This is a genomic window from Weissella bombi (assembly GCF_900094835.1).
Classification (GTDB): domain Bacteria; phylum Bacillota; class Bacilli; order Lactobacillales; family Lactobacillaceae; genus Weissella; species Weissella bombi.
Window position 1 is genome coordinate 20,913 of record NZ_FMAO01000015.1, and the last position, 6,731, is coordinate 27,643.

The following is a 6,731-nucleotide window of genomic DNA, read 5'->3' on the forward strand; positions in this document are numbered from 1 at the left end:
CATTTATATTAAAGAAAGGTTGTGCCAAATGAAATTTGTAATTGCACCAGATTCGTTTAAAGGAAGTCTTACTGCAAAAGAAGCAGCTGATGATATTGCGATCGGAATTAGAAAAGTTTTTGCTGATGCAGAAATTGATAAAGTGCCAATGGCTGATGGTGGTGAAGGGACTGTCCAAGCATTAACTGATGCGACGGATGGTCAGTTAGTAACAAAGCAAGTTACCGGACCCCTAGATACACAAGTTAGTGCTACTTATGGCTTGCTGGGTGATGGTAAAACGGCAGTTATTGAAATGTCAGCAGCAAGTGGTATTCAATTTATTAATGAACAAACGCAAAACCCACTGATTGCAACTACCTATGGAACTGGTCAATTGATCATTGATGCAATTAATCATGGTGTTGAAAAAATTATTTTAGGACTTGGTGGTTCAGCTACTAATGATGGCGGTGCTGGTATGGCACAAGCTATTGGTGTAAAGTTGCTTGATGATGATAATAATGAGTTAGCATATGGTGGTGGCGAACTCGGCAAATTAGCTAAGATTGATATGAGTGATGTTGATGAACGTATTAAAAATACCGGATTTTTAATTGCATCAGATGTTACGAATCCATTAACTGGTACCAATGGTGCGAGTGCAGTCTTTGGTCCACAAAAGGGAGCGACTGAAGAAATGGTTGCTAGCTTAGATGAGAATTTACATCATTATGCACAAATCATTAATCGTGATTTGAATATTGATATCGAACAAGCAGCAGGAAGTGGTGCTGCAGGTGGGTTAGGTGCCGGTTTGTTAGCCTTTACTGGTGCTCAAATACAAAAAGGAATCGATATTGTTGTTGCATATAGTAACTTAGAAAGTCGCCTTGAAAATGCAGATGTTGTTATAACTGGTGAAGGTAGTATGGATTTTCAGACGAAATATGGTAAGACGCCTTATGGTGTTGCGTTGGCAGCTAAGAAAATTGCACCACATGCGCCAGTAATTGGTTTTGTCGGTAAAATCGGTAAGCGAATTGAAGAGTTATATGAGACAGGTGTTATTGATGCAATTTTTGCGGCGCCTTCAAGTGCTAAACCACTAGAAGAAGCAATGGCAGATAGTGCTAAAGACTTGACGTTATTGGCTGAAAATATAGCACGTTTGATGATGAGTTTAGATAAAAAATAGTGTTGGAGGAATAGGGTGAATAAAAAAGTTTTTCGTGATGCTTTACCGTATTATGCGGCGAGTTTAGCATTGCACGTTGTTGGGATAGTGTTGTTGATTGTTGCGGCTATTCATGAACCTAAATTTTTGGGAATCGGATTAATCGCCTATACGTTAGGTTTGCGGCATGCATTTGATGCCGATCATATTACTGCTATTGATAATACTGTTCGTAAATTGGTTCAAGAAAAAAAGAGCTCTGCTGGCGTGGGATTCTTCTTCTCGCTTGGGCATTCAACAGTCGTGTTTATTATGGCATTAATTGTTGGCTTTGCAGTGCGCTTTGCTAAATTGAATTTGCCGATTTTACAAGAAATTGGTGGCAAAATTGGAGCATCAGTTTCTGGAATATTTTTAATTGTTATAGCGTTGATAAATGGTGTGATTTTAGTCAATATTTGGTCACAGTACCGTCAGATGAAGGCAGGAACTTTTGATCAAGAACGCTTTGATAAATTATTAATGTCACGGGGATTTTTAGCAAAATTTTTAGGCCCTATTTTTAAATTCATCAGTCATTCTTGGCAAATGTATCCGGTTGGCTTTTTATTTGGGTTAGGCTTTGATACGGCTTCAGAAATTGCGCTAATTGCATTATCTGCGGGTACGGCTACGCAGAGTGCGTCAATTTGGGGGATTATAGCGTTACCAATCTTGTTTGCTTCTGGTATGAATGTGATGGACACAACTGATTCAGTTATGATGTCAGGGGCATATTCATGGGCATTTGAGACACCTATGCGTAAGATTTATTACAATCTTACGGTTACGCTGGTGTCAGTTATTGCAGCTCTGTTCATTGGAGTTGTTGAATTGCTCCAAGTAACAACTAGTGAAGTGAATATTCAAGGTGGTTTCTTAGCATGGGTACAAAACCTTGATTTTAATTGGTTAGGTTATGGTTTGATTGTGTTATTCGTGATGGTATGGCTGATTGCGTATGGTGGTTGGCGTGTTATCAATAAAAAGGGTGCGCACTAAGCGAAAAGCAAATGTGAGTAATTTTTGTATATTATGGGGGATAATATAGATATGTTTAACGGGAAAATTTTGAGTAGTATTCAAAAGATTCCGGGTGGCATGATGGTTATACCATTGTGCTTGGGAGTATTAGTAAATTCGTTCTTTCCAAAATTTTTAAATATTGGTTCTTTTACAACAGCCGTGTTTAAAGATGGTGCTTTAGTATTTTTGGGCTTGTTTATTTTATGCACGAGTGCCCAAATACAAATAAAGACGATTGGAAAAACAATTAAAATTGGTGGTACGTTGCTACTTCTAAAATTTATTTTGGGATCAGCAATTGGATTATTAGTAGCCCATTTTTGGGGTTATGCCGGTTTGATTGGCATTTCACCATTGGCGCTACTAGCAGCAATGAGCAATGCTAATGTGGGAGTATATGCTTCTTTGGCTGAAGAGTTTGGTACGCAAGATGAAGTTAATGCAACATCAATTGTTGCGATTAATGAAGGCCCTTTGATGGTGTTTTTAGCACTTGGGGCTAGTGGGTTAGCTAGTATACCAATGATACAGTTTGTTGCGATTTGTACACCCATTTTGGTTGGCCTAATTTTAGGTAATATCGATGCTGATTTTAGAACGTTCTTGGCTAAAGGACAGCAATTGTTAGTGCCGTTTTTTGCTTTTCCATTAGGAACGGCACTCGACTTGGGTGATTTATTTAAAGGAGGTGTTGGCGGCATAGTTATTGGTTTATTGAACATTCTTATTACGGGTGGTATTTCATTCTTGATTTGCCGACGATTGTTTAAAAAGCACTTACCCAATAATGTGATGGGCTGGTTTATTGGGACAACGGCAGGTAATGCTGTTGCAACGCCGGCAATCGTTGCACAATTTGATAAAAGTTGGGCACCGTATGTTAGTCAGGCTACTGCACAAGTAGCAACGTCTGTTATTGTAACAGCACTGTTAATACCATTTATTGCAGCGCATTTCACAAAAACTAGGAGGTAATATATTATGGAAATTTCTTTGCCATATGGAAAAGGTAAGTTAACTGGTGAAGTTCCTTCAAGTCGACTACAAGGTACAATTGAGGCCGATGCTGGAGCAATTTTAGCAAAGAGTTATGAACAAACAGAAAAAGAAATCGTGGACAATTCATTGGCAAACCCAATTGATTCAAAGCGTTTGTCTGAATTAGTGGCTGGTAAGCAAAATATTGTGGTAATTAGTTCTGATCACACACGACCAGTACCATCAAAGCGTATTATGCCTAACATCATTGAAGAAATTAAGAAAGGTAATCCTGATGCAGATATTACCATTCTAGTTGCAACGGGAACACACCGTTTGACAACACATGATGAATTGGTTGATAAGTACGGTGAAGATATTGTTAACAACATCAACATTGTTGTTCATGATAGTGATGATACTGAAAACATGATTAATGTTGGAACATTACCATCAGGTGCTGATTGTGAGATTAACCGTGTTGCTGCTGAAGCCGATGTTTTAGTTGCTGAAGGATTTATTGAGCCTCACTTCTTTGCTGGTTATTCTGGTGGTCGTAAAGCGGTCTTCCCTGGAATTGCATCAAGAAAGTCAGTTGTGGGTAACCACAACGGTCAATTTATTGATTCAAAGCACTCAAGAACTGGTATGTTGATGCATAATCCAATTCACAAGGATATGTTAGAAGCTGCCCGTTTGGCAAAGCTACAATTTATCGTGAACGTTGTTTTGGACCACGATAAGCGTATTGTTGGTTCATTTGCTGGAAACTCAGAGACTGCTCACATTGCAGGTACAAAGTTTGTTGACAGCATTATGGAAGCTAAGCCAATTTACACTGATATTACAATCACAAGTAATGGTGGTTACCCATTGGACCAAAACATTTACCAAACGGTTAAGGGTATGACTGGTGCCGAAGCAACAAACATCGAGGGTGGTGTTATCATCATCGCTAGTCGTTTGTCTGATGGTACTGGTGGTGAGAAGTTCTATCGTCAATTTAAGGATTGCGAAAAGATTTCTGATATCTATGATAATGCTGTTAAGACGCCTGCTTTGCACACTGAGCAAGATCAATGGCAAGCACAAATCTTGGCACGTGTTATGATGAAGCACCATGTCATTATCGTCAGTGATGAATCAAATAAGCAAATCATTGAAGATATGAAGATGACTTTTGCTAGTTCAATTGAAGAAGCATTGACGATTGCTGATGGCATTGCCGGTGCAGACTCATCAATTGCTGTTTTGCCAGACGGTGTTTCAACAATTATTAAAGCATAAAGGTATATAATATTACTTAGTAGGATGTATATGTTATTTTAGGAGGATGAATTATGATTAGTACAACAACTGCAACAAAAGATTTAGAGAAAAAAGAAGCCGTTTTGCAAGACACTTTAGCTGGATATAACCGTGTTATCGTTGCCTTTTCTGGTGGTATCGATAGTACTTTGGTTCTAAAGGAAGCTTTGAATGTTTTAGGTAAGGAAAACGTTTTGGCCGTTGTTGCTAATTCAGAATTGTTTACTGATGAAGAATTTGACAAGGCAGTTGCATTGGCAAAGGACTTAGATGCAACTGTTATGGGAACTGATTTGGCTTACTTGACTAATGAAGAAATTGCTAACAACACAGCAAAGTCATGGTACTACCAAAAGCAAATGTTCTTTAACCGTTTGGAAGACATCCGTCGCGAAAAGGGTTACGACATTGTGTTAGATGGAACTATCATGGATGATAATGATGATTACCGTCCAGGTTTGGTTGCTAAGAAGGAAGCTGGCGTTGTTAGCCCATTGCAAACTGCTGACTTGTACAAGACAGATGTACGTTTGCTTGCTAAGAAGGTTGGTTTGAGTAACTGGAATAAGGTTGCTAGCTGCTCAGTTTCATCACGTTTCCCATACAACACAAAGATTGATCTAGATAGCATTGCCGAAGTTATGAACTCAGAAAAGTTCTTGCGTTCATTGGGTTGCTCAAATGCACGTGTTCGTTTCCATGGGGATGTAGCACGTATTGAAGTACCAAAGGACGAAATTCAATTTATCTTTGAAAACAAAGATGTTATTGATGAAAAGCTAACATCATTTGGTTTCAAGTTTGTTTCTGTTGATTTGGCAGGATTCCGTAGTGGTCGTATGAACACTACTTTGACAGCAGAAGAATTAGCAGTAAGTAACGGATAATTCTAATAAACTATTATAAAGAGCTGTTCTTTTCGTGATAATTAAACTATCTAGAAAAACAGCTCTTTTATTTTTATCATGGATTTAGAGAAGGGATTAGAAAGTTGAAGTTTGTAGATATTGGTTCAGCGAAGGTTGATGTTGATCGCGCACAGAGAAAAGGTTTTTCAGAAGTTGTTTATGGTAGTGGTAAAACAGCTGAGCAAATCGAAAAAATTGTAAATGTGTTATTGGAAAAAAATGGTAATGCATTGGTTACTCGTGTTAATGAAGAAAAGTATGCATACTTGCAAGAACGCATTTCGGATCTTCGTTATGACGAAGAAAGCCAAGTTTTATCTGTTGGTAAACCAAATCCAAAGTTAGAACTTGGTTTAGTTTATGTTGTTTGTGCCGGAACTTCTGATCTACCAATTGCTAAAGAAGCCGTGCAAGTAGCTGAATGGATGGGCGTGAACGTCAAGTATTTGTGGGATGTAGGTGTTGCTGGACTAAACCGCTTGCTATATTATACTGAAGAATTGCGTAAAGCGGATGTTATTATCGCTGTTGCAGGTATGGAAGGTTCAATGCCAACTGTATTAGCTGGTTTGGTTGATGCACCAGTTATTGCTGTACCAACTTCTATCGGCTATGGTGCTAATTTGCAAGGAATTACGACGATGTTGTCAATGTTAACGTCATGTAGTTCAGGTATTACCGTAACTAATATTGATAATGGCTTTGGTGCTGCATATCAAGCAAGCTTAATGATACGTAGAATGAATAAATTAGGAGGACAACATGACTAAAAGTTTATTTTTAGATTGTGGTTATGGTATTTCTGGTGATATGTTTCTATCTGCATTATGTGGCTTGGGCGTTGATATTGATGACGTTCATGATGCATTACGTCAGGTTATCCCAGAAGAATTTGATTTATCCATTGAACAGGTTAATCAGCATGGGATTACGGCGAACCACTTAAAATTACATTTTCATGATGAATCATTGAATAATATCGATAGTGGTGTACATTATCATACACATGGTCATACTCACGAGCACGAGCACGAGCACGAGCACGAGCACGAGCACGAGCACGAGCACGAGCACGAGCACGAGCACGAGCACGAGCACGAACATGCACATGAGCACACGCATGCGCACGGTCATACTCACAGCCATGCACACTATGCAGCAATTAAGGCTAATATTGAAAACAGTGGTTTATCTGATGCTGTTAAGAAGTTGAGTTTGCAATTATTTGAAACGATTGCCCAAGCGGAAAGTAAAATCCATGGTATTCCAGTATCTGATATTGCGTTTCATGAGGTTGGTGCCGTTGATTCGTTAGT

7 protein-coding genes are annotated in these 6,731 nt (G+C 38.7%); all 7 read left to right on the forward strand.

Features of this window, described 5'->3' with window-relative positions; genetic code table 11:
- Window positions 1–28 precede the first annotated feature (28 nt).
- Window positions 29–1,177: a glycerate kinase gene (locus GA0061074_RS08115; RefSeq protein ID WP_092463639.1), complete on the forward strand. Its 1,149-nt coding sequence runs from the start codon at window positions 29–31 to the stop codon at window positions 1,175–1,177.
- Between the two features lie 15 nt (window positions 1,178–1,192).
- On the forward strand, window positions 1,193–2,197 hold the full coding sequence (locus GA0061074_RS08120) for a HoxN/HupN/NixA family nickel/cobalt transporter (RefSeq protein WP_092463642.1): 1,005 nt from the start codon (window positions 1,193–1,195) through the stop codon (window positions 2,195–2,197).
- A gap of 51 nt (window positions 2,198–2,248) precedes the next feature.
- Entirely contained in the window at window positions 2,249–3,196 is a 948-nt protein-coding gene (locus GA0061074_RS08125) for a 2-keto-3-deoxygluconate permease (RefSeq protein WP_092463645.1), read from the forward strand.
- Between the two features lie 3 nt (window positions 3,197–3,199).
- Complete coding sequence (larA, locus tag GA0061074_RS08130; protein WP_092463648.1) at window positions 3,200–4,486, forward strand: nickel-dependent lactate racemase; 1,287 nt, start codon at window positions 3,200–3,202, stop codon at window positions 4,484–4,486.
- Between the two features lie 53 nt (window positions 4,487–4,539).
- Window positions 4,540–5,394 (forward strand): ATP-dependent sacrificial sulfur transferase LarE, encoded by an 855-nt coding sequence (gene larE / locus GA0061074_RS08135; protein ID WP_092463651.1) that lies wholly within the window; start codon window positions 4,540–4,542, stop codon window positions 5,392–5,394.
- 104 nt (window positions 5,395–5,498) lie between these two features.
- On the forward strand, window positions 5,499–6,185 hold the full coding sequence (larB, locus tag GA0061074_RS08140) for a nickel pincer cofactor biosynthesis protein LarB (RefSeq protein ID WP_092463654.1): 687 nt from the start codon (window positions 5,499–5,501) through the stop codon (window positions 6,183–6,185).
- A partial coding sequence (gene larC, locus GA0061074_RS08145; protein ID WP_143699433.1) for a nickel insertion protein occupies window positions 6,178–6,731 on the forward strand: 554 nt, incomplete at its 3' end. The genes larB and larC, both read left to right, overlap by 8 nt.